This is a genomic window from Acinetobacter sp. V115_6 (assembly GCF_031799025.1).
Lineage (GTDB): Bacteria > Pseudomonadota > Gammaproteobacteria > Pseudomonadales > Moraxellaceae > Acinetobacter > Acinetobacter pittii.
The window spans coordinates 1110481-1130054 of sequence record NZ_JAVQNO010000021.1 but is presented as its reverse complement, the minus strand read 5'-3'; the positions used below and the strand labels follow the sequence as shown (position 1 = coordinate 1130054).

General features: G+C 38.5%; 17 protein-coding genes. 9 read left to right on the top strand and 8 right to left on the bottom strand.

Translation table 11 applies throughout. From position 1 onward, the window contains the following. Window positions 1–4: 4 nt before the first annotated feature. Entirely contained in the window at window positions 5–2335 is a 2331-nt protein-coding gene (locus RMA94_RS13770; protein ID WP_404976533.1) for a TonB-dependent receptor, read from the bottom strand. Window positions 2336–2587: 252 nt separating this feature from the next. Beyond that, window positions 2588–5200, bottom strand: coding sequence for a TonB-dependent receptor plug domain-containing protein (locus tag RMA94_RS13765; RefSeq protein ID WP_311083435.1), 2613 nt, complete (start codon window positions 5198–5200; stop codon window positions 2588–2590). 285 nt (window positions 5201–5485) lie between these two features. Between RMA94_RS13765 and RMA94_RS13760 the strand changes: the two genes are divergently transcribed. Beyond that, entirely contained in the window at window positions 5486–7069 is a 1584-nt protein-coding gene (locus tag RMA94_RS13760; protein ID WP_311083433.1) for an ABC transporter substrate-binding protein, read from the top strand. 64 nt (window positions 7070–7133) lie between these two features. On the opposite strand, the gene RMA94_RS13755 is transcribed toward RMA94_RS13760, so the two are convergent. From RMA94_RS13755 to RMA94_RS13740, 4 genes are all read right to left on the bottom strand, one after another. Continuing rightward, window positions 7134–7538, bottom strand: a complete 405-nt coding sequence (locus RMA94_RS13755; protein WP_001018517.1) for a biopolymer transporter ExbD — start codon at window positions 7536–7538, stop codon at window positions 7134–7136. Further along, window positions 7538–8275, bottom strand: a complete 738-nt coding sequence (locus RMA94_RS13750; protein ID WP_272350590.1) for a MotA/TolQ/ExbB proton channel family protein — start codon at window positions 8273–8275, stop codon at window positions 7538–7540. The genes RMA94_RS13755 and RMA94_RS13750 overlap by 1 nt, the downstream gene beginning before the upstream one ends. A 24-nt stretch (window positions 8276–8299) precedes the next feature. Continuing rightward, complete coding sequence (locus RMA94_RS13745; RefSeq protein ID WP_311083430.1) at window positions 8300–9127, bottom strand: energy transducer TonB; 828 nt, start codon at window positions 9125–9127, stop codon at window positions 8300–8302. Between the two features lie 190 nt (window positions 9128–9317). After that, window positions 9318–10451 (bottom strand): LLM class flavin-dependent oxidoreductase, encoded by a 1134-nt coding sequence (locus tag RMA94_RS13740; RefSeq protein WP_202732420.1) that lies wholly within the window; start codon window positions 10449–10451, stop codon window positions 9318–9320. A 315-nt stretch (window positions 10452–10766) separates the two neighbouring features. Here RMA94_RS13740 and RMA94_RS13735 point away from each other — a divergent pair, with 315 nt between their 5' ends. From RMA94_RS13735 to tatC, 7 genes are all read left to right on the top strand, one after another. After that, window positions 10767–11840: an ABC transporter substrate-binding protein gene (locus RMA94_RS13735; RefSeq protein ID WP_311083427.1), complete on the top strand. Its 1074-nt coding sequence runs from the start codon at window positions 10767–10769 to the stop codon at window positions 11838–11840. Between the two features lie 3 nt (window positions 11841–11843). Further along, complete coding sequence (locus tag RMA94_RS13730) at window positions 11844–12683, top strand: ABC transporter permease (RefSeq protein ID WP_311083425.1); 840 nt, start codon at window positions 11844–11846, stop codon at window positions 12681–12683. Then, window positions 12683–13471, top strand: a complete 789-nt coding sequence (locus tag RMA94_RS13725; RefSeq protein WP_311083423.1) for an ABC transporter permease — start codon at window positions 12683–12685, stop codon at window positions 13469–13471. Before RMA94_RS13730 ends, RMA94_RS13725 begins: the two co-directional genes overlap by 1 nt. A gap of 34 nt (window positions 13472–13505) precedes the next feature. Continuing rightward, window positions 13506–14261 (top strand): ABC transporter ATP-binding protein, encoded by a 756-nt coding sequence (locus tag RMA94_RS13720; protein WP_311083421.1) that lies wholly within the window; start codon window positions 13506–13508, stop codon window positions 14259–14261. 96 nt (window positions 14262–14357) lie between these two features. Continuing rightward, a complete protein-coding gene (locus RMA94_RS13715) occupies window positions 14358–14573 on the top strand; it encodes a Sec-independent protein translocase subunit TatA (protein WP_013197898.1) in 216 nt (71 codons plus the stop codon). Window positions 14574–14586: 13 nt separating this feature from the next. Beyond that, a complete protein-coding gene (gene tatB / locus RMA94_RS13710; protein ID WP_311083419.1) occupies window positions 14587–15003 on the top strand; it encodes a Sec-independent protein translocase protein TatB in 417 nt (138 codons plus the stop codon). Continuing rightward, window positions 15000–15746: a twin-arginine translocase subunit TatC gene (gene tatC / locus RMA94_RS13705; RefSeq protein ID WP_311083417.1), complete on the top strand. Its 747-nt coding sequence runs from the start codon at window positions 15000–15002 to the stop codon at window positions 15744–15746. Before tatB ends, tatC begins: the two co-directional genes overlap by 4 nt. A gap of 29 nt (window positions 15747–15775) precedes the next feature. Here the strand turns inward: tatC and RMA94_RS13700 are convergent, their stop codons facing one another. After that, complete coding sequence (locus RMA94_RS13700) at window positions 15776–16852, bottom strand: sigma-54-dependent Fis family transcriptional regulator (protein ID WP_000846949.1); 1077 nt, start codon at window positions 16850–16852, stop codon at window positions 15776–15778. A gap of 316 nt (window positions 16853–17168) precedes the next feature. Between RMA94_RS13700 and RMA94_RS13695 the strand changes: the two genes are divergently transcribed. Next, window positions 17169–18257, top strand: coding sequence for an LLM class flavin-dependent oxidoreductase (locus tag RMA94_RS13695; protein ID WP_005131911.1), 1089 nt, complete (start codon window positions 17169–17171; stop codon window positions 18255–18257). Between the two features lie 92 nt (window positions 18258–18349). On the opposite strand, the gene RMA94_RS13690 is transcribed toward RMA94_RS13695, so the two are convergent. After that, a complete protein-coding gene (locus RMA94_RS13690; protein WP_192833734.1) occupies window positions 18350–19561 on the bottom strand; it encodes a lipase family protein in 1212 nt (403 codons plus the stop codon). Between the last annotated feature and the right edge of the window lie 13 nt (window positions 19562–19574).

Genomic DNA, 19574 nt, shown 5'->3' with positions numbered 1-19574 from the left:
AAGCTTAGAATTTTGCAGTGAGAGAAACACCAACTTGACGTGGGTTTCCATAGGTTAAGACATATTGTCCAGCAGGACCATTTGGTCGCCCATGAACTTGATATTCTTCGTCTAGCAAGTTTTTAACGTAAGCATTAACTTGGTATTTATTATTTGCGCTGATATACCCAACGTTTGCGTTCCATAAGGTGTACCCTTTTTGACTCAAGATTGGGTCAACAGAATAATCTTGACGATTGACTAAGAAAAACTCACGGTCACGATATTTTGCATCTGTGCCCACAATGACTCGTGCTCCACTATCAAGATTAAAGGTATATTCACCCCCTAAACCGATGGTGTATTTTGGAGAACGAACCAAGCTGTTACCTGTATTGTCAGCATTTACGACATTGGTTACTGGGTTTTTATCAACAAAGTCGGTGTATTCACTGTCTAAATAAGCACCTGCAAACCGTAGGCGTAAGTTATCGGTAGCTAAATAATCTAATTCTAATTCGGCACCTTTTACTTCTGCTTTAGGTCCATTTGCTAGAACTGAGGTTACTCCTCCACCTTGTCCTTCTGTGGCAACCAATAAATTTGTTTGAATATCTTTGTAGTCGTAATAGAAAATATTGGCATTGGCCGTTAAATTGCCTTCTAACAAGCTAGACTTCAAACCTAGCTCATAGCTATTTAAATATTCAGGGTTAACATCTGCTAGTTGAGTCAGGCTACTCGAAAGACCAGTGTTAAAACCACCTGAACGGAAACCTCGAGCAAAACGGAAGTATGTGTTGATATCAGGAGTGATTTCATATTCTGGCGTAATATCGTAGGTCAGCTCATTCCATCTCTTTTTACGACTTGTTGAACCATTTGCATTCGGCGCTGGGTTATAGACCGCATTGCTATATCCATCCTTTTGCCACCAACTGCCTTTGGTGTAATCACCTGAGGTAATTTGAACAAGATCTAGATCAATGTCTTTTTCTTCACTTGTCCAACGTAAACCACCTGTCACTTTAAATTTATCGGTAAATTTATAGGTACTGTTACCAAATAAGGCAAAACTTTGTGTGGTCTGGTTATAGGTAATGTCCCTAAAAGCTGGAGTGCCCGCCGTTTGAGCTGGAGCGCCATTCGGTAATGTTTTATTTACTCGCGCACTTACGCCTGTTGAGTCTAAATCTTCATTGAAAAAGTGGAAACCTGCGATCCAACTGAGTCTTTTTTCAGCATCAGAAGAAACACGAAACTCTTGGCTATATTGGCGCCATTCATTATCGCTATAGCTTCTTGCTACATCGTAAGGCGTATAGTCACCATCAGAAATAGATTTTTGAGTGGTTTTATCAAATGCTGTAATGGATGTAAAAGTATGACCGCCGCCTAAATCTCCTGTTAATGTGAGTGAAGCGCCATCATGTTGAATTTTATTACTTTCAGGCAAATCTAAATTTGTATCTCGGCCTTGTGGTCTTTCATAAACACCCCAGTATTTTCCAATACTTAAAGAGCCATTATTACCAAGACCATTATAAGTTTGGCTATGTAGATTGACTAAAGCATTCCAATCATCATTAACTTTTCCTAATATCTGGAAGCGAAATGATTTTTTATCTACATCCCCGTAATTTTCACCATTGGCTAAATTTTTTGCATAGCCATCGCGGTCTTCTGAATAGAATGCTCCTCGTACGGCAACGTTATCTGATATAGCCCCATTCACGGCACCTTCAAAAGTACGAAGATTATGGTCACCTATTCCTATTGTTCCATAACCAGTCGGTTTATCTGTAAAAACAGGTTTTCGTGAAATGTAATTTACTGCCCCAGCCGTGGTGTTTTTACCGTAAAGTGTACCTTGTGGACCACGTAGAACCTCAATACGTTCTAAATCGAATAAATCTCCAGCACCAGCAACAGGCGCATTTAAATAAACCCCATCTGCATAAATACCGACTGGGAAAACTGTAGAGGCAGCAACATCGCCAGTTCCTAGACCACGAATATACCAGCGTGGACGGCTATCACCATCTGGGTTTTCAGCTGCTGCATTGGGCGTATAAGTTAAAACATCGCCAATAAATGTTGAGCCTTTCGCAGCCAAATCTTTGCCCGAAACTGCTGTAATTGCAGTCGGAACTTTTTGAATGTTTTGTGCACGATATTGTGCAGTAACGATGACATCGCCTAGTTTTTTTACATCTTTAGCATTTACCACTTGAGCTTGTTGCTCAGCAGGAATTGTATCAGCATCATCGTTCGCTAAAGCTAACGTCGAAACACTCGCCGTTACTCCCCACATAGCAGTTAAAATACTTTGCCTAATTTTTGTAACCTTAAACATGGTGACTCCATTTAAATAAATCTATTCTTATATTGGCAACTTCCATGCCATTAAATTTATTTAAATAATTTCAAATACTTAATAAAAAATTAAAAATAAAAATGATTCAATGCTGCTGATAGATAGACAGTCTGAAAGGTATTATTGTTGTTATTTCAACATTCACGATTTAACGTGTTTTATATCCCGTATTAATAATAAAGCCATACAGATGTATGGCTTTTTAAGATTCTTGGAAATGATTGATTGGGTTTAAAATTTATAACTAAATTGACCTTGTACAGTCAGAGGGCGCATTGGTTGTAAAAACTCGCTATTTGACCCTGCCAAACCATTCACAAAATTTCGTTCATTGGTTAGGTTAAGAATGTTAAGACCCACCGTCCATTGTGGCTGGCGATAATAAAGACCTAAGTCCAGATTATAGTTATTCGGTACTTTCACGGTTTGGCTTAGGTTCGTGTACCAGTAGCTTGTCCACCATCCTGATAGGTTGGCCCCAAAACCAGATTGATGTTGGTAATCTACATAAGCACTAGCAGAGTACTTGGGAATTCCAGCTGCATCATAGCGGCCAGCTTTACGTTGGTTTAAAGCATTATTATCTCCCCAAACCGTAGCATTGTCTGCGTGAAAGCCAAATGGTGAAAAACCCGCAGGTATAATAGAGCTGTATTCAGCATCCAAATAAGTGAAATTGCCCCCAATCGCTATATTTTTTTGAAGTTGCCATCTTAATGATGACTCAATTCCTTTTACTTCAAAGCGAGCCATATTACCGTTCGTATCAGGTGATAAATCTCGTTTTTGTTCAAACCCACTTAGGGTTAAAAATAATTGGTCAGTGATAGGTTCATATTTAAATCCTACTTCTTTTAGCTCACTTTGACTATCAAAAGCTAAAGGATTAAGTTGATTTCCTGCACCCCAAATCAAGAAAGGCCCAAATACTCCTGTATTTAATGCAGTACTTTTGTCATAAGTAAAATAGAGTGTGCTTTTCGCAGTAGGCTTAATAAACGTACTCAGTTGATAGCTCAATAGACTATATTTATCACTCGATGAGCGGACATCTGTTGGGGTTAAAACAAGTGGGTTTTCAAGTTTTGCTCTTACAGAACTATGGTTAATTCCTAAGTTAATACCGAATACATCGTTAAAGGTAAAATTTTGTTGGGTGAATACACTTAACGTATCCCAAAAACCAGAGCCGGTATAGACAGCACCTCCTCCATTCGGTGGAAAGCCACCTTTTTCTGCATATAAACCATTTCCAATTGGGTACATGCGCGGTAAATTTAAATATCCAAAATATTGAGAATATTGAGGTACCCCTGCTTGCCCAATCCAACCTCCTGTTGAACCGCTATTGTTGATTAACCCCAGTAAGTCTCCAGGGTTCTTCTGCGATGGATCATTGGTTAAATCATAAGGATTGATATTAAAACTATTATTTGCTGCTAAGGACGTAAACTTTTCATGACGATATGTTCCCCCTGTACTGCTTTTATTATTAATTTTTACGCCACCTATTTCAAAATCATAGTCGCCTAAAAATTCTAGTCGGTTATCAATTAACTCATGATCTAAATCTGTAAAGAAGCTTCCAACAGAGTCGCCTAGATCTTTATTATTTTGATAGAGCGTACTGTTTGCAATAGACCAATGTTCATTTAAATCTTTAATTACTTTTAATTGGGTGCTAAATCGCTTGGCACTATTTTTATCTTCACTACGTCCTGAAACATTATCATCTAGCTTGACCAATTCATTGCCGGGGATTGATGGATCATACACCCAACCTTTAATAGTTCCTGCTTGATCGGCAGTTGAGTTCGGTAACGGCGTGGTCTGAACTCCACCAACAGCCACATATTGGTTTTTATCGTTCTTCTGACGAGTTTGCCAACCAATGACTTTAGAATTTGCCGCACCAGATTCAAATACAGGAGACCAAAAAGTCGAACCGTTTTGAATAATAGGCGTAGCTCTACCTTTGTAATAAAGGCCATTATCAACTGATTGTTGTGATGCTCTATTCCAGCCATGTGTGACATTAAAATCGTAATAGTCATCGTAACTGATATTCCAATCTACCCTTAAACGATCATTTGGACGCCAAGCAAGCGCTCCATAAAATGCATTAAAGTTATTTTTCACATTGTCATAATAGTCATCTGTCTTTTGTGCTGTTGCACTCACGCGAAATGCTAACTCTTTTGAAATGGGTGCCGTATGGTCAATACTGACAGAGAAATTAGGCTCTGCGCCTTTACCTGAGTAAATGGAACCTACAGTCCCAGAGATATTGGTCTCGGCTTTATTAAAATTAGGCTTTTTGGTCAGGTAGTTAATATATCCACCCGAACCAGAAGTCGGTGCAAAAATTACACCTGTTGGTCCTGCCACAATATCAGCTGCTTCATAAGCATTTAGATTGGTTGGATGGCGAGTACTGTAAATGCGTTGACTATCTTGAAAAACTTCTGAATTCTGTCCGCGAATTTGTGGTGCAAAGTTAGCATTTTGTCCCCCGCCTCGCGTAATGCTAGGCGCATATTTGACGAGATCATCTGCACTACGAATAACATCTTCTCTAAATTGTTGTTCTGACACTTGGGATACTACACGCGGTGTATCCAATACAGAGCTATCCGTTCCATAAATTGAGGTAACTTTGCGTTTGAGAACAACGGTAGTTTTCTTGGCTGCTCCAGTAACAACTACATCGGACAAAGTAATTACATCACTTTCAGAATCACCTGCTTGTTGTGGCGTTTCTTCGGCAAAAACATATAACGGTAAAGTCACCCCTAATACGCTAAGCGCAATAACTAAAGGTTTTAATTGAAAAGGCTGTCTCATATCACACTCAGTAAAGTAAATTTACAAGGCGTTACGCAAAGCCTATGCCAACCAATAAACGACCAAATAATTACCCTTAACCATTTGATTTAGTTATTTTTAATTTATCATTCTTTATTTATTAATTCTATTCATGTTTATTTTTTCAACAAAGCTGTTGAAATAGAGACACTTGCCGAAAACAAGATTTATATAAGCCAATGATAAATATCGTAAAATTATATAAAAAACTTGGCATTTATTCTGCAATACCTTAGAAGATGAAGATCTAATCAGGTATTTATAATGACAAATCAAACATTTCTGTTATCACGTCGGAAATTTTTAACGCAAAGTCTTACGGCGCTAGGTGGCGTCTCTTTGATGGGCAGTTTATCAGGCTGTGGCCCCTCTCCAGATAATAGTACCGAATCAAAAACTACCTCTTCAGCAACGCCTAAGCATGGAGGAGTTATACGTTTGGGTTTAATTGGAGGACAACAATCAGGCAGTCTAGATCCTCATCTTTCAGCATCGGGAAGTGGCATTACCCGAGGTTTCGCTATTTATAATAAGTTATGGGAATGGGATGAAAATATGCTGCCCCGACTTGCTTTAGCGGAGTTTGCAGAGCCTAATCACAATGCAAGTGAGTGGACAATCCGTTTACGCAAAGGATTAGAATTCCATCACGGTAAAACTATTACCGCAGATGATGTAATCTTTTCAGTTAAACGCCTAACAGACCCAAAACTTGCTTCACCATTTCGTAATCTGGTGCAGTGGATTGACCGAGATCGTATTCAAAAACTAGATGAATATACGGTTCGTATTCCTTTTATTAGTACGATTCCCGGCTTTGTCGCACTACCTGAAACTTGGGTAAACTTTGGAGGAATTGTACCGACCGACTTCGACCCTATTCATAATCCAGTTGGAGCTGGTCCATATAAAGTCAAAGAGTTTATTCCGGGGCAGCGTTCTGTTTTTACCCGTTTTAATAACTACTTTAAAGCGGATAAACCTTATGCAGATAGTTTTGAAGTGATTGATTTTAAAGATCAGGTCTCTCGATTAAATGCTTTATTGGCTGGGCAAATTGATGTAGCGAATGCGATTTCGCCCGAATATATTAAAATTTTGGAGCAGGCAAAACACATTCAAACCATACGCTCTGCGACCAATACGCATAATAGTTTTGACTTTAATACTCAACAAGCGCCGTTTAATGACCCTAGAGTGCGTCAGGCATTTCGTTTGATTGCAAACCGAGAGGAGTTGGTACAACGGGGCTTAAATGGACAAGGGCGAATTGCCAACGATCTTTATTCGCCGCAAGACCCTGCTTTTCTCAATTTGCCACAGCGCCAACAAAATATTGCCGAGGCAAAAAATCTATTAGCGCAAGCAGGTTTTAAAGATGGTTTGAGTGTAGAGCTTGTTACCCCTGTGAGTAGTGCTCAACCTGCATTAATTTTTGCCGAGCAAGCAAAACAAGCCAATGTGAATATTCGAGTTAAACAAGTCGATTTTGCAACATTTAATGGCCCTGACCGCAATAAGTGGCAACTATCGAGTAATGCTACCAATGTCGGCACACCCTATTTATCGACTGCCGTTGTTAACGATGCCCCAATTTCCACGACTAACCGTGTGAACTTTAAAGACCCTGAATATAGTGAGTTATTTTTTCAAGCACTGGCAGAGCCTGATTTAGCCAAACGCAAAATCTATTTAGCCCAAGCACAGAAAATTCAGCATGAACGTGGTGGAATGCTCATTTGGGGGTTTAGCCATACCATTGACGCAGCAGTTAAAAATATTGGTGGTTTAGCTCCTGAACATACGATTTTTCCGACATGGCGCTTTGAAAAACTCTGGAAAGCTTAATACTCATCTATAAAGTCACAATACAAAAAAGCTGCCGAAGCAGCTTTTTTTACGGGGGTAATAATTACTTAGGTACTGTAATCACAGAGAGTTTATCTACACCTACACGTTCAATACTTGCCAATAATTTTGCGACTGTTCCATACGGTACGGTCTCATCAGCATTTAAATTTAATGCTAATTTAGGATTACTGCTTTTGCGTGACTTTATTTCTTGTTCAAAGTTCGCAAGTGTCACTTTATCTTTATCAAGGAATATTTCACCTTGTGGATTTACACTAATCACCACAGCTTTGTTTTGATCTGTAGATTGAGTTGGAGCTGCCTTGGGTAAATTTACTTTCACCGTATTTGTTAACAAAGGAGCTGTCACAATGAACACGATGAGTAAGACCAACATGACATCGACTAACGGCGTAATATTAATTTCACTGACGACATCGTCTTCTTGAGAAGTAGAAATTGCCATTATGCAAACACTCCTTTCTCTTTCACTTCTTTAGCAGAATTATCTTTAAGCGCCGTATTTCCAGTCGTACCCTTGGTTTTAGCAGTTGGTAGTTGGAATCCTGCTTTTTGATTTAGACTTACGAAGTCAGTTGCAAAATCATCAAGATCTGCGCCAATTGTTTTTACTTTACGTACAAAGTAGTTATAGGCAAGCACCGCAGGTACAGCAACTGCAATACCAATACCAGTTGCAACCAGCGCTTCTCCAATTGGTCCAGCCACGACATCCATGCTGGCATTACCTGAATGAGCAATCGCTTGTAATGCATGAATAATCCCAAATACTGTACCGAATAGACCAATAAATGGGGCGTTATTTCCAATAGAAGCCAGTAAAGCCGAGCCTTTTTCTAATTGGCGGCGCTCAGTTAGAACTTGTTTACTTAAATGGCGCTCTAATAAGTCCTGACGGCTCCAACTGTTTTGTAAATCTTGATGCGTCTTTTCATCTGCTTCAATTAATGTTTGAAAACCTGTATTAGCCACTCGTGCTGCTGGGCCTTCCCCCAGTTCAGACTTAGTTACTGCATCTGATAAGTTTTTTGCTTTCCAAAACTCTTCTACAAAAAGCTTACTTTGTTTTGTTGCTCGCTGTGTCTGGACCACTTTAACCACAATCAACACCCAAGTCACAATTGAGAAAGCAACTAATAACCAGATCGTGCCGTCATGGATCAATGAATTAATATCTGACATGAAAATATCCTCTTAATTTAAATTTTATTTCGGTAATTGATAATGAATTGGAACATCGACCCAGCCTTCTACAGGGGTTTTCCCTTTGAGCGCAGGTGAAAATTTCCATTGCTTTACTGTTCTTACGGCAGCACTGTCTAAAAGTTTTTTGCCACTACTTTGCTTGACACTGACTGTATCCGGGCTGCCATTTGCTAATACTTTGACCCGTAAAATGACTGAGCCTTCCCAACCACGTTCTAAAGCTTGTTCAGGGTATTCAGGTGTAGGGTTACTGAGATATCCGGCATAACCTTTGGCTTCAGTCACAGGTAAATTGTCATCTGACGCTTTTACAGGCTCAGCCACTTTTTTAACCGGTTCTGCGACTACTTCTTTTGTGATCACTGGTTCTGCAACTTTTTGTGGAGTGGGTTCAGCCACGGCTTTTGCAACTGGCTTAGGTTGCTCCACACTTTTTTGGACAGGTTTGGGTTGTTCCACTTGTTTAGAAATTGGCTTGGGTTTTTCCACCACAGATGGAACTTTTGGCTTTTCAGTAATCGGTGGAATTTTGGGTTCAATCACTTTAGGTGGTTCAACCGGTTTTACGATTTCAATCACCACAGGTTCTGGTTTATGAATATCTAAAGCTGGTGTCGGCAATTGTTTTGCAACATACCAAATTCCAAGATGTGCTGAAGCAACCGCAATAATTGCGATTAAGACTTTATTCAACTTCACTGGAGCAGGTTGAATAACATCTTGATCATGCCGTGCAAACGGATCTGCAATTTCAGTTGTGGCTGCAACTGTCGCAAATTGCTCAAAGAGCAAAGCCCGCTTATGGGGATTAAAGATTTGATCACGCATAAAAATTTAAACTAAAAATAAAAGATTAAGTAGTAAATTGCACAAGCCATGCCAAAATTATAAGTTATTATTTTTTATCAATTTAATTTGTGTTTTTTAAATGATTGATACAAAAGATGTTGGTTTTCAGACAGTGTTATGCTGTTCAAACAACAAGATCCCTTTGATATCGCAAAGGGATCTAAGTTTATTATTTTAATTTATATCCTACTAAGGGTAAGACTTCTTCAGCCACACGATATGCTTCTTCTAAATGCGGGTTACTGGCTAAAATAAAATGTCCCACCCCAATATCAATATATTCTTGCAAACGTTCTGCGACTTGCTCATAACTCCCGACTAAAATACAGTTTGGGCCACCTCGTACATTTGACATTCCCGCCCACACATTTGGACTCACAAATAAGTCTTCAAAACGGTTGCCCTGCGCCAAAGCTTGCTGGCGCTTCGCTCCTACAGATTCAGTGTCTTTGCGTTCAAAAGCATTACTATCGACAGCAATGGTTTCATACATTTGTTTAAGCTCTTGAAAGGCTTGTTCTTGGGTTGGGCGCGCTAAAATATCAATACGCATGCCAAATTTAACTTTTCGTTCCGGCGAATTCTGCTCAAAGAAATTTTGAGCCTGTTCGATCACTTTTTTCTGTTGGTCTACAGGTTCGCCCCAAGTTAAGTGGATATCTGCGTGACGTCCTGCGACTTGTAAAGCTGCATCGCTTGCACCTGCTAACCATAAACGTGGAACGTCATATTGATTCATTGGGTATTTCAGGCCACCTTGTTCAACATGGAAAAACTTTCCATCGTAATTGAAAGGTGCATGGTGCGAATAACCTTTCACAAATTCTAAAAATTCATTGGTCCGTGCATAGCGTTGATCATGTTCAATAAAGTCCCCATATGCGCGTTGTTGTGCACCGCCTCCACCTGAAATCACATTCCACTCTACTCGTCCCTGACTTAAACGCTGCAAACTTGCAGCCATTTGACTTGCATAAGCAGGATGAATAAACCAAGGCTGAATTGCGATGAGCAAACGAAGTCTTTTTGTCTCTCTTGCCAGTGCAGACGCTAACACCCATGGTTCTTCAGTATGTGGAAAAGCAGGAATGAGTGCGCCATGAAAACCAACAATATCGGCTGCTTTCGCTACTTGCTCGACATAGTCATAGTAAGCAAATAACTGATCTTCATGTTGCGGTGCAACACGTTGTGGAGATTGAACTGATGGCGTTAATTGATTCCATTCACCGCGTGTGTGTAATTGATGCGCTCGACGACCATCCCCATGAACAGGGATTCTCCATAAAAACTCAACTGACATAATGAATCTCGATAATTTAAAGATTTGACGATATTTAATTCGTTAAAAGTCTTATGAGCAGGAATCATGCCGTTATTTTTTTAAATTAATTTTTAGCTATACTACTGTTTTATATGAATATTAAAAAAAATGAGTTTAAAGGCTGTGTTGATATTTCAACACTTAAACGCTAAAGAGTGTCCCAATCACAACACAACGGCGGCATTTAACCTCAATAATAATTCTAAAAAATTATAATTAATTGATTTATTTTAGTTATTTTTATTGGCTTGGTTCTTGCTCAATCCCCATATATTTTTTAATTCTTATGATGATATGCGTATTTTTCCACGTCTACTTTTAGGTTTTAGTTTTTTGGGTGTTGTTGCTTGTGGCGCACAAAAAACAGAAGAGACCACCCCAAAACAGTCTGAACAGCAGCAACTCCGAATTGCTGTCGTTGCCAATGGCACTTCAGGTAGTTTGGACTTTATTGGTGTGCCACAACTCATTTCTCAAGATCAAATTTTTCTAAAAGCATTAAAGCAAAATCACATTGAATTAAAATGGGAACCTGTGACCACTGCTGCTGTAGCAACTCTGGTTAATGAAAGTTTTCTAAATAATAAAATCGATTTTGCTTTTTATGGGAACCTTCCTGCTGTAGTTCTTAATGCCACAGGCGTTAAAACTCAAATTGTTGTACCTGGAGGTATTGGTAATAACGTCTACCTTATTGTTCCAGAAAATTCACCTATTAAATCTATTGAAGAGTTAAAAGGTAAAAAAATTGCATTACATCGTGGTCGTCCGTGGGAAATTAACTTCGGACAACTCATACAAATTAAAGGGTTAAGCCTAAAAGACTTTCAAATTGTGAATTTAAATCCGCAAGCTGGGGCTGCGGCTTTATCTGCCAAAAGTGTAGATGCCTTTTTTACCTTAAGCGATGCGCTTACTTTACAAGACCGCCATTTGGGTAAAATTATTTGGTCATCACAATCTTTGCCAGCAGACTGGAAAATGCGTGCCGAACTCTGGGGTAGCAAAAGTTATATTGAGCAACATCCAGATACCACACAATTACTTGCGGATGCGACAGTACGTGCAATGGACTGGATTGCTCACCATCAAGATGAGTTTCAGCAAAGTCAAACCAAGTTTGGCCAACCTCTTAGTGTGATTCAACGTGAAAGCCAGAATACGGCAAGCACATGGCAACAAGACTGGTCTCCAGACTATCAAGTCGATTTTCTGAAACAGCATTATTCAAAAGTCATTGATCACGCTGTGAAAAATCAGCTTATTCAAACACTAATCAAAGCAGATGAACTGTTGAATCCGAAGTTTACCCGTCAAGCGATTCAAAATTTACAGGCGAATCATGCTTCAAATAAGCAGGGAAACTAGACAATGAAAATACTAGTAAAGCCGCTTATTGAGCAAAATAACGTTTTATTTAAAACCCCACTCCGTAAGAAATTTTCTTCTAAAAAGGTGTATGGGTTGCTCTCTGTGATTTCACCCTTATTAGTATTATTCATTTGGCATTTGATCAGTTCTTTACAGATTTTTCCAACCCAAATTTTGGTGCCACCTAAAACTGTCTGGAATACTTTCATCGCGTTGTTACAAAGCGGTGAGCTTCAAATGCATCTCAAAGATAGTCTTTCACGTTTGTTTTTGGGATTTTCTATTGCAGCAATCAGTGCAATTGCTTTTGGTATTGCTTACGGGGCAAATACTCTCTTTCGCAATTATACCTATATTTTATTTAACGTTTTTTATCAAATTCCAATCTTTGTCCTTATTCCTATTTTTATTCTAGTTTTTGGAATTGGTGAGTTATTTAAAATTTTACTGATTATTAAAGCCTGCTTTTTTCCAATAGCGTTAGCAGCAGCCGATGCAGTCAAAAATATTCCCAAAAAATATATTGAACTAGGACAAATCTACCAGCTTAAAACACGAGCTTGGCTCAGGCTTATTATTCTTCCATCCATACTCCCGCCGTTAATTGGTGTACTACGTATTGCACTTGGTCGTGCATGGCTGATTTTAGTTGCCGTTGAACTACTGGCAGCTGGAACGGGTATTGGACAAATGATGGAGCTAGGACGTCAAATGTTGCGCTTAGATGTTGTGATGGTTGGTGTGTTTATCACAGGCGTGGTCGGGTTTGGTTTAGATAAAATTTTACGTTTAGTGGAACAACGCTTTATCTCACCTGAGCTTAGTAAGGGGGAAAAATAATGTCTCAGCGTTCTTTTACTTTAAAACAGGCATGGCAACGGCCAATTATTTTAATACAAGGCTTAGTACTACCATTATTGTTATTAGGCTTATGGCAATACAACTCAAGCTTAGGCGCCAGTCATGCCTATGCATTTGTTCCCTTGCAAAACATTTATTTCGCATTTATTAAATTGCTTGAAACAGGTGAATTGTGGCTAAACACGTGGGCAAGTCTTAAAAAAGCTGGAATTGGATTTATCTTAGGTTCGATAAGTGGATTAATTTTAGGTACTTTGCTTGCCTATTCAAAAGTTTTAAATGCTTTAGTTTCTCCACTATTTAACAGTATTCGACAAGTTCCGTTACTGGGTTTAACACCTTTAATTGCCTTATGGTTTGGTAATGGAGAAGAAGCAAAAATCTTTATTATCGCGCTTGCCTCGTTTTTTCCATTAGTGATTAATACATTTCAGGGCCTTAGCCACAATGATGCAAAATACGATGAAATCGCACGTATTTATCAATTTTCATTCTGGCGAAAATTTAAAAAAATACGCCTTCCCCAAGCCCTACCCCATATTTTAACTGGTCTAAATTTAGCTGTGCCCTTTACTTGGATCACCACTACAGCAAGTGAATTGCTATTCAATGCAGGTGCGGGACTTGGCAACTTAATGATGAAAGCCGAGATTAATGCCGAAATGGATATTCTGTTGGTTTGCGCCATAACGGTTACCCTTTGTGGGGCCCTTATGACGATAAGTATTCATCTTATTTCAAAACGCCTGCTGCAATGGCGTACCTAATTTGTCTTTTTAAAAAATATTGTTAGGAATTTAAATGTCGTTCTCACTACTTTCTATTAAAAAACTCAATAAATCTTTTCAACGTGATCAAAATACTTTGACCGTTTTAGATGGTATTAATCTCAACATTGAACAAGGTGAATTTATCTCAATTGTTGGCAGTAGTGGCTGTGGAAAATCAACACTATTACGTCTTATTGCTGGATTAGATCAAGACTATGACGGTGAAATTTTACTGAATCAAACTCAGATAAAAGGCACAGATTTAAAGCGAGGTCTTATCTTTCAAGAACACCGATTACTTCCATGGCTTACTGTTTTTGAAAATATCCATTTAGCACTTGAAGAGACTCCACTCACCCGTGAAGAGAGAAATTTACGGGTAAATGAACATATAGAAATTGTCGGGCTGAAGGGTTTTGAAAAGGCGTATCCACATGAGCTTTCTGGTGGCATGGCACAACGTGTTGCAATTGCCCGCGGACTCGTCAATAAACCCGATATTTTACTTTTGGATGAGCCTTTTGGCGCTTTAGATGCCATCACACGGGGTCACTTACAAGCTGAACTTCAGCGTATCTGGCAACACGAAAAAATCACCATGATTTTAGTCACCCACGATATTGAAGAAGCTGTCTATCTCGGAGACCGTGTCATTGTGATGTCAGCCCGGCCAGGAAAAATTAAAGAAATTATTCACGTTCCGCTGACACATCCTCGTCATAAAGAAAGTGAACTTTTATTTGGTTTCCGTAATCAGGCACTTAATATGCTAGATCACACAGCATAATTAATTTGAATATTGATCGATATTAATGTGATTTAGAAAACAGATAATATCGTGATATTAATACTCTTTACATTTAATTAATATAGGATAGAGAAAATGGGTTTATCTATTTGGCATATTTTGCTATTTGCAGTGATTGTTGTTTTATTATTTGGAACTTCAAAGTTAAAAAATCTAGGTAAGGATTTAGGTGGTGCAATTAAAGACTTTAAAGATTCAGTTAACTCTGATGATCAGAAATTATTGCAAAACCAGCAATACAAAGATATCAGTCCACTCGAATCACATAATGAAAAACAAAATAAAATATGAGTGATTTAGTATTATGTTTAATATCAGCTTTGGAGAGTTATTAGCTTTTGCAATTATTGCGCTTATTATTTTAGGACCTGAAAAACTTCCTCACACGTTAAGATCAGTTCTCCTCAAATACAGAGCAGTTAAAAACCAAATTAGTAAAATTCAAAATGATATTGAAAACGAACTTGACCTGATCGAACTTAAGAGAGTCATGCAAGAAGAGCTGCAAAAAATAAAACAAAATGAAGAGCAGCTCAAACAACAACTCGCTCTTATGCAACAAGAAATTGAAAATGTACAAACATCTGTTTTTACAGAACAAAAAGCCAAACCACGGCGCATCAATGACTATATCTATACCCTTTCACAAGATGAGTTAAAGACACCATTTTTAGCTCATTTTAAAATAGCCAATAAATTCAGTGAGGATCAAGCCGCATGACGGAATATATTGTCAGTGAAAGCCTCACTGAAATGAAATATAGCGAACATTTAAAAGAATTAAGAAAACGGCTGATCTATAGCATTGGTGCAGTTTTAGCGATTTTTTTATTATTACTTCCGCTTGCTCAGAAGAACTACCATTTTCTTGCTCATCCCTTAATTTCATTGCTTCCTAGCAACTCCACCATGATTGCAACAGATGTGATGAGTACATTTTTAGCACCATTTAAACTCAATATTTATTTTGCGATTTTACTAAGCATTCCCTTTATTCTTTATCAATTTTGGCAATTTGTCGCTCCCGCACTTTATCAAAAAGAAAAAAGGTTCGGTATAGCACTCGTGATTTCGAGTAACCTTTTATTTTATTTAGGAGTTGTGTTTGCCTATACTTTAATTTTGCCACTTGCTTTAAAGTTCTTCGTATTGGCATCGCCCGATAATGTGTTACCTATGACGGATATCAATAGCTATCTGGATTTTTGTTTAAAGCTTTTTCTTGCTTTTGGTCTAGCATTTCAAATTCCAGTTTTAACTTATATTCTTATTTTTATTGGCCTTATTTCTATTCAACAGCTAGAAGCACATCGCAAGCACATCATTGTATTCTTCTTTTTTATTGCAATGTTTATTACCCCTCCTGATGTTTTTAGCATGCTTGCTCTTGCAGTCCCAATGTGGTTGTTATTTGAATTGGGTTTATGGGTCACAAAATTCACAACGCAAAAAAACATCCATTAAAAAATGGATGTTTTTTTTATGTAAAACCCTTAAGCAATTTCATTTTCATTCTTATTAGGTAGTAAGTTATATCTTGATAAAAGATTACGTAAAACGTTACGCGATAGGCCTAACATTTTTGCTGTCTTGACCTGATTGTTCCAGCAACTTGAAAATGCAGTATTTACTATTTTATCTTCAATAATATGCCATGCTTCCCCATCATATTCTTGAAACAAACGCTTCAAAATACTTTCAAACTCTTGAATAAGGTCATTGTCTGGTAGCACGGCAGAACCCGTTTCCTCAGAAAATCTTAAATGCTCAAGATCAATTGTTTTACCTCCACTTACGAGCAAAGCATAGTGAATATTGTTTTCTAACTCACGAATGTTGCCTGGCCAGCTATAGTTCAGCAGCGCATTTCTTGCTCTATCACTGATATTGGGCTTAGTCGTAATGAGCTTCTGAGAGTATGAACTTAAGAAGAAATCAACCAGAGGTAAAATATCTCCTTTACGTTCACGCAGTGGCAAAATATTAAGCACAACCACGTTCAAGCGATAATATAAATCTAGACGAAACTTATTTTCTGCTACTGCTTTACGTAGATCAACGTGTGTCCCCGATAAAATGCGGACATTAATTGGGATTGGTTTTCGACCACCCACGCGTACGACTTCTTTTTCTTGCAACACCCTTAACAGCTTAACTTGTAAGGATAGAGGCAACTCACCTACTTCATCTAAAAATAAAGTACCACCATCGGCCGTTTCAAAAATACCAGCTCGAGTTTTGTTTGCACCCGTAAAAGCACCAGCTTCATAGCCAAACAGTTCAGACTCGGCAAGAGTCTCGACCAAAGCACCACAATTGACCGCAAGAAAAGGCTTATTTTTACGATCACTTTTCAAATGAATTTCGCGTGCAATTAACTCTTTACCTGTCCCAGACTCTCCTTGAATGATGACACTAGCAGAGCTTGGAGCAATCGTTTCAACTTGATTTAATAATTTACGGGAGTTCTGATCTGAAAAGATAATTGCTTTTGCTCTTATTGGTTTTACAGGAACACCATTATCAGGCAAAGTAATTACTTTATAATCATTATCTAAAAAGGTCTTCATAATTACCCCATAAAACTTATGATATAAGCATTCTAAAAGGCTATATTACATTTCAGTGTGTTTTTTAATAAATAACAAATAAATATATTTAATCCAAAATTCATCTAATTTATTCTGAAAATATTTTCTCTTATAAATTAAAAATAAACACAATTCTTTTTTTATGATATGTTGCTTCTCAAACACAATGTTGTGTTTTTGATTAAATCCAAACACTCTAAAAAATTATAATCCATTCCTATATTTGATTTATATAGGTATAAAGTTTGGCATTTATTTTGCTCATTCATTTAAAATCCACAAAATAGGTTTAATAATGAGCATCGAATTTGTAGGTATGGTTTTCCCTAACCAATGGTCTGAAACCAAAGGAACACGAATTGGCCATAAAATTGACCTCGAATATCTACGTTACCACGCACGGGCACATGAATATGCGGGTTTTGATAAAGTCTTAATTGCTAGCGGGCCAACCAGCCCAGACAGTGCACAAATCGCGGCATACCTTGCCCAACATACAGAACGTCTTGGATTTATGATTGCCCATCGTCCTGCACTCCTCACTCCAAATCTTGCTGCACGTTCTTTTGCTACGCTTGACCATACTACAGGTGGTGGAAGAATCCGATTACATGCAATTACGGGAATTACAGCGGAGCCTCAAGAAGGTGATTATATTGTTGATAAAGTTCAGCGCTATGAGCGGACGGGTGAATATCTAGATATCATCCAGAAACTTTGGAAAAGCGATCAACCGATTAGTTATGAAGGTAAATACTTTAAGTTAGATAATGCTTTTTGCCCGTTAAAGCCTGTCAACGGTACAATCCCGATTTCATTCGGTGGTTCATCAGACATTGCTTATGATATTGCAGTCCGCCATGCAGATCTCTATTCACTATGGGGTGAACCACTGGCTGGAGTAAAAGAGCAAATTACTAAATTGAAGCTCGCAGCAGAAAAAGCCAATAAACCACAGCCTCCTGTTAGTTTATCTGTACGTCTTATTATTGGTGCAACCGAAGAACTTGCTTGGCAACGAGCAGAACAGATTCTTGCAGATATTCAAAATAATCCGACTTTTCAAAATAACGGCACATTATCGGGACATAAAATCAAAGGTATCGGTTCACAGCGCTTATTAGCAGCAGCCCAGCAAGGTGATCGACATGACCGCGCATTATGGATGCCAACAGCAACTGCTGTTGGAGCTTATGGCGATACGACTGCCCTTGTTGGTACACCAGACACCATTATTGCCTCATTACTTGATTATGTAGATTTAGGGGTGACGACTTTCTTAAATCGGGGCTACGATCCGATCTATGATACGGTCGATTATGGTCGTTATATTATCCCCGCTGTACGTGAAGAGGCAGCCAAAAGATTAAAACAAATCGCTTAAATATTTAAAGCAAAAGCCGCTCATTCAATATCTTTGAAGAGCGGCTTTTTTAATAAAGATTTTCTTTAGTGAGAAAATCTTTAGTCCATCTTTTATTGCAAGTCAGGTTTACAAATAGCCTGAATTTTCTCTCCCGCAATCACCTTTTTAGCAAACGGAATTGAATCTTTTAAGGAAGCATTAACAGTTTCGCTATGTCCTAAGCCATGATACAAATGACCTTCGACCACTGTACCTGCTTTACAAGCATCTGCCACCAGCTTCATTTGAGAACGAGCATCTGGAGTTCGGTCATTTGCCCCTGTCCCAATAAATAATGGATGACTAATTTTTAATGTAGGGTAATAACCATAATCATTTGACTGTTTCTCTTGCAGTTTTTTATAGCTTGCCGGCGGATTAGGTTTATATGCTTGTGCTGGCGAAAGCCCTGCGGTTTGAATATCTCCCATAAAACTTGTTAAGCAGGCATTTCTTGCTTGTTCAACTAAAGGAGCAGCTTCAGGCGTGAAAATATCGTCTGTTTTAATTTCTGGATATAAACTTTGTGTCACTAAAAAACTATAGATGCCATAAGCCAGTGATGGGCTGACTTCGTAAGGATTTAACTTTAACTGATTTTTTTCAGGCGTCGCTTCAGGATCTTGATAAATCACGCCCGTACCAATTGAACCCTTAATATTTAAGTCAGGTGCGTACGTTGCCGAGTAGGAAGAAGCCGCAACAGCCCCAGCGCCTCCTTGTGATTGGCCAACAATCACAAACTTATTCGCAAGTGGTAACTTGGTTTTTAAAGCAGCTCTACCACTATCTAAAATACTATAAGCCAGCATTGGGTTATTAATTAACAAGTGTGGTCCTGCAACACCTAACCCTTCGTAATCTGTGGCAACGACAGCAAAACCTTCTTTAAGCCAACGATTTAAATATTGTACATCTCGGTATGATCGTCCACTCCAAGACGGCGCACAAGCATCGGCCAAACCTACAGTACCATGAGCCCATAACACCACTGGCCAACCTTCTTTCGGTGGAGTTCCTTTTGGTAAGTGAATACTTCCTGAAACCACAATAGGTGTTTTGCTATCTTTACCACTGGTAGAACTGTAGAGAATCCGAATAGCCTGACTGTCATTTGCTAAACGAATATAAGGATTATGAATCGCTTCTGTTTTTAATAATTTTCCTGCCTGTTCAGGAATAGCCGATTTCCATGTATAAAACTCGGAAACTCGGCCATCTCCATATTTATCTTCTGGCGCTGGAGCTTTTTGAGCGGTCACCAAACAACTTGAAGTTAACATCGTTGTGATTAAA

Excerpts from the sequence above, each read along its gene's own strand:
- RMA94_RS13765 (WP_311083435.1), bottom strand. The coding sequence starts at position 5,200 with ATGAGACAGCCTTTTCAATTAAAACCTTTAGTTATTGCGCTTAGCGTA.
- RMA94_RS13690 (WP_192833734.1), bottom strand. The coding sequence starts at position 19,561 with ATGTTAACTTCAAGTTGTTTGGTGACCGCTCAAAAAGCTCCAGCGCCA.
- RMA94_RS13700 (WP_000846949.1), bottom strand. The coding sequence starts at position 16,852 with ATGAAGACCTTTTTAGATAATGATTATAAAGTAATTACTTTGCCTGAT.
- tatB (WP_311083419.1), top strand. The coding sequence starts at position 14,587 with ATGTTTAATATCAGCTTTGGAGAGTTATTAGCTTTTGCAATTATTGCG.
- RMA94_RS13760 (WP_311083433.1), top strand. The coding sequence starts at position 5,486 with ATGACAAATCAAACATTTCTGTTATCACGTCGGAAATTTTTAACGCAA.
- RMA94_RS13735 (WP_311083427.1), top strand. The coding sequence starts at position 10,767 with ATGCGTATTTTTCCACGTCTACTTTTAGGTTTTAGTTTTTTGGGTGTT.
- RMA94_RS13730 (WP_311083425.1), top strand. The coding sequence starts at position 11,844 with ATGAAAATACTAGTAAAGCCGCTTATTGAGCAAAATAACGTTTTATTT.
- RMA94_RS13745 (WP_311083430.1), bottom strand. The coding sequence starts at position 9,127 with ATGCGTGATCAAATCTTTAATCCCCATAAGCGGGCTTTGCTCTTTGAG.
- RMA94_RS13720 (WP_311083421.1), top strand. The coding sequence starts at position 13,506 with ATGTCGTTCTCACTACTTTCTATTAAAAAACTCAATAAATCTTTTCAA.
- RMA94_RS13755 (WP_001018517.1), bottom strand. The coding sequence starts at position 7,538 with ATGGCAATTTCTACTTCTCAAGAAGACGATGTCGTCAGTGAAATTAAT.
- RMA94_RS13740 (WP_202732420.1), bottom strand. The coding sequence starts at position 10,451 with ATGTCAGTTGAGTTTTTATGGAGAATCCCTGTTCATGGGGATGGTCGT.
- RMA94_RS13750 (WP_272350590.1), bottom strand. The coding sequence starts at position 8,275 with ATGTCAGATATTAATTCATTGATCCATGACGGCACGATCTGGTTATTA.
- RMA94_RS13770 (WP_404976533.1), bottom strand. The coding sequence starts at position 2,335 with ATGTTTAAGGTTACAAAAATTAGGCAAAGTATTTTAACTGCTATGTGG.
- RMA94_RS13715 (WP_013197898.1), top strand. The coding sequence starts at position 14,358 with ATGGGTTTATCTATTTGGCATATTTTGCTATTTGCAGTGATTGTTGTT.
- RMA94_RS13695 (WP_005131911.1), top strand. The coding sequence starts at position 17,169 with ATGAGCATCGAATTTGTAGGTATGGTTTTCCCTAACCAATGGTCTGAA.
- RMA94_RS13725 (WP_311083423.1), top strand. The coding sequence starts at position 12,683 with ATGTCTCAGCGTTCTTTTACTTTAAAACAGGCATGGCAACGGCCAATT.
- tatC (WP_311083417.1), top strand. The coding sequence starts at position 15,000 with ATGACGGAATATATTGTCAGTGAAAGCCTCACTGAAATGAAATATAGC.